Annotated in this window: 3 protein-coding genes and 1 pseudogene; 3 read left to right on the top strand and 1 reads right to left on the bottom strand. The window is 74.5% G+C overall.

Translation table 11 applies throughout. From position 1 onward, the window contains the following. The first annotated feature begins 273 nt into the window (after positions 1-273). The 3 genes from DZG00_RS13865 to DZG00_RS13855 are packed head-to-tail and all read left to right on the top strand — an operon-like array spanning position 274 to position 2,128. Positions 274-1,152, top strand: a complete 879-nt coding sequence (locus DZG00_RS13865; RefSeq protein ID WP_119382351.1) for a hypothetical protein — start codon at positions 274-276, stop codon at positions 1,150-1,152. Next, positions 1,149-1,568: a phage holin family protein gene (locus DZG00_RS13860; protein ID WP_119382352.1), complete on the top strand. Its 420-nt coding sequence runs from the start codon at positions 1,149-1,151 to the stop codon at positions 1,566-1,568. The genes DZG00_RS13865 and DZG00_RS13860 overlap by 4 nt, the downstream gene beginning before the upstream one ends. Next, a complete protein-coding gene (locus DZG00_RS13855; RefSeq protein WP_119382353.1) occupies positions 1,565-2,128 on the top strand; it encodes a DUF3618 domain-containing protein in 564 nt (187 codons plus the stop codon). The genes DZG00_RS13860 and DZG00_RS13855 overlap by 4 nt, the downstream gene beginning before the upstream one ends. 326 nt (positions 2,129-2,454) lie before the next feature. Here the strand turns inward: DZG00_RS13855 and DZG00_RS13850 are convergent. Next, positions 2,455-3,177, bottom strand: a pseudogene (locus tag DZG00_RS13850) (FAD-dependent oxidoreductase); the annotation flags it as partial. Between the last annotated feature and the right edge of the window lie 65 nt (positions 3,178-3,242).

The following is a 3,242-nucleotide window of genomic DNA, read 5'->3' as shown; positions in this document are numbered from 1 at the left end:
GGCAGGACCGCCGCGGCGAGCCCGTGCGCCCGGTCTCGCGCCGCTCCGGCCCGCCGCCGACGACGCCCGTGAAGCACACGAGCGGCCGCCGCACGCCTTAGGGCGGGGATGCGCACCGCGCACGGGCGCATAGCGCATCTGCGCACGAATAGTTAGGGGGCCCCCTTTTTCGGCGGGGGGCTATGCACTGCCCTCCTCTCGGAGTTGCGTGTGGAGTCCCAGGGCCCGAGCCCTGCGGGAACTCGACCACCACGAGCACCGAGAGGGAACCACATGTCGAACGACCTCACACCGGCGACGCCCGCGGGCGGCGGATCCGCCACCGACGCGTACGCCGGCGTCCCCGTCCCCGCCTACCCCGGCGCGACGCCCACCGGCACCGCGGCCGGCGACGACGCGAACAGCAGCAGCACGAAGGACACCGCGAAGGAGCAGGCCGCGTCCGTCGCCGGCGACGCGAAGGCCGGCACCCAGCACGTCGCCGGCGTCACGAAGGACGAGGCCGGGAAGGTCGCGTCCGAGGTGAGGTCGCAGGCGCAGGACCTCATCGCGCAGACCCGCGACCAGCTCCGCGAGCAGACGGGCGTCCAGCAGGAGCGCGCCGCAGGCAGCCTCCGCACGCTCAGCGACGAGCTGCGCGACATGGGCGACAGGTCCGAGAGCACGGGCCTCGCGGGCGAGCTCGTGACTCAGGTCTCCCAGCGCGCCGGCAGCGCCGCCGAGTACCTCGAGGGCCGCGACCCGGGCACGCTGCTCCGCGACGTCACCGACTTCGCGCGACGCCGTCCTGGCCTGTTCGTCGGGCTCGCCGTCGTGGCGGGCGTCGCCGCCGGCCGCCTCACGCGCTCGCTGACCAGCGAGGCGCACGACCGGAAGGAGGCGGAGCAGGCGACCCCGTCCACCGGCGCATCGACGACCGCCGCCGACACGACCGGCGCCGGCACGACCGGTGCCGCCTACGTCACGCCGGCCGTCCCGACCGCGAGCGGCCACGCGCCGACCGAGCTCAGCGCCGACGAGCCCATCGGCGTCGGCCCGTACGACGCCCCGTCGACCGAGGCCTCCACGCCGCTGTACGACCGGACGCGCACCACCGATCCCCTGACCGAGACCTTCGGCGCGGGCGGCACATCCGACGGATCGCGCGCATGACCGACGCACGCACCCCCTCCGAGGAGAAGGCCGCGACCACCAGCCTCGGCGACCTCCTCGGGAACGTCACGAAGGACGTCTCCACGCTGATGCGACAGGAGATCGCCCTCGCGAAGGCGGAGATCGGCGACTCGGCCAAGAAGGCCGGGAAGGGTGCCGGCCTCCTGGGCGGCGCGGGATACGCGGGCCTGATGGCCGTGTTCTTCCTCTCCGTCGCCCTCATGGTCGGACTGTCCTACTGGTTCGACAACCTGGCCTGGGCCGCCGTCGTCGTGGCGGTGATCTGGGCCGTCATCGGCCTGGTCATGTACCTCCAGGGCCGCAAGCAGCTGAAGACCGTGCAGGGCGCGCCCCGCACGGCCGAGAGCGTCAAGAAGATCCCCGAAGCGATGAAGAGGAACGAGGCAGACCGATGAGCGACAACCCCGAGGAGATCCGCGCCGAGATCGAGCGGACCCGCAACGAGCTGAGCGTCGACGTGGACGCGGTGGCCGACAAGGTCACCCCCGCGAAGGTGGCCCAGCGGCAGACCGACAAGGTGCGCGGCGCGTTCTCGAACGTGAAGGACAGCGTCCTGGGCTCGGCGAGCGACGCGCGCTCGAGCGTGGGCGACGCCGTCTCCGGCACCGCGGGCGGCGCGAAGGCGAAGGCGCAGGGCAACCCCCTGGGCCTCGGCCTCGTGGCGTTCGGCGCCGGCCTCCTCATCGCCTCGCTGATCCCGGCGAGCGACAAGGAGAAGGAGCTCGCCTCGACCGTGAAGGACAAGGCTCAGCCCCTCGTCGAGAAGGCGACCGACGCGGCCAAGGACGTGGCGAGCGAGCTGAAGGAGCCCGCGCAGGAGGCCGCCGCTGCGGTCAAGGACACCGCGACCGACTCCGCCGACACCGTGCGATCCGAGGCGCAGTCGACCGCGCAGGACGTCTCGAGCTCCGCGCAGGACGCGAAGCAGGCCGTGCAGGACGACGCGCGGAGCTGATCCGCCCCACCCGGAGGGGAGCCGTGCCACGTGGCGCGGCTCCCCTCCGCCGTGCCGCCAGCCGACCCGCCCGTGTCCTCGGAAAGGAGGACACGGCTGTAGACTCGTTTGCGCACGAACTCTTCCCCCGAGAGTCCGTGCAGGTCGACCAGGTCGCGGGGTGCGGCGATGTCGGCGCACCCCGCACCGGTCGGATCACGTCCGGACCGACCCGTGAGGTCCGGATGGACGTGGGGGCCCGCCGCGAGTTCCCGCGGACGGCGTCGGCCCTCACGCCCCCTGCCCCGCGGCACCACCGCCGGGGTCGTGCGCGCCGCTCCCTCGCCTCAGCCGAGGGCCGCGACGACCTGCCGGGCGACGCGACGCCCCGCGCGGTTCGCGCCGATCGTCGACGCCTGCGGGCCGTATCCCGCGAGGAACACCCGCGGATCCCGCGCGGACACCCCCGACTCGACGCGCACCCCGCCCTCCTTCTCCCGGAGGCCGAGCGGCGCCAGGTGCCGGATCTCGGGGCGGAAGCCGGTCGCCCAGATCACGGCGTCGACCTGGTCGCGCCCGCCGTCCGCCCAGACGACGCCGTCCTCCTCGAAGCGCGCGATCGGCCCGCGGCTGTCGAGCACGCCGCGCCGGATCCCCGCCACGATGCGGCGCGTGCGCGGCACGCCCGTGCCGCTGACGATGCTCGGCAGCGCCTGCCCCGCGCGGGCCGCCTGGTCCTGCAGGTCCACCGCGCGCACCGCGGCCTCGACGTCGAGCTCGCCCGCCTCGAGGAAGTCGACCGGACGCCGCGTCGACCACATGGTGCGCGCGGCGACCCCCTCCAGCTCGAGGAGGAAGCCGATGGCGGAGGTGCCGCCGCCCACGACGAGCACGCGCAGCCCCCGCAGGTCGGCCGCCGCGCGGTAGCCCGACGTGTGCAGCTGCCGGCCGCGGAACGTCGCGAGCCCCGGGTACGAGGGGATGAACGGCGCGCCCCACGTGCCGGTGGCGTTGACGACCAGCCGCGCGACGCGGTCGCCATCGGTGGCGCGCACCAGGAGCGCGGGTGCGGGCGGTAGACCACGCGATGCCGGCCGGTCGCGATCAGGTCGCGGACCAGCGGCACCCCGTGCGA

Origin of the sequence: Clavibacter lycopersici, from assembly GCF_003576405.1 — a bacterium.
GTDB lineage: Bacteria > Actinomycetota > Actinomycetes > Actinomycetales > Microbacteriaceae > Clavibacter > Clavibacter lycopersici.
This window is presented reverse-complemented; position numbering and strand designations above follow the sequence as displayed.

Excerpts from the sequence above, each read along its gene's own strand:
- DZG00_RS13865 (WP_119382351.1), top strand. The coding sequence starts at position 274 with ATGTCGAACGACCTCACACCGGCGACGCCCGCGGGCGGCGGATCCGCC.
- DZG00_RS13855 (WP_119382353.1), top strand. The coding sequence starts at position 1,565 with ATGAGCGACAACCCCGAGGAGATCCGCGCCGAGATCGAGCGGACCCGC.
- DZG00_RS13860 (WP_119382352.1), top strand. The coding sequence starts at position 1,149 with ATGACCGACGCACGCACCCCCTCCGAGGAGAAGGCCGCGACCACCAGC.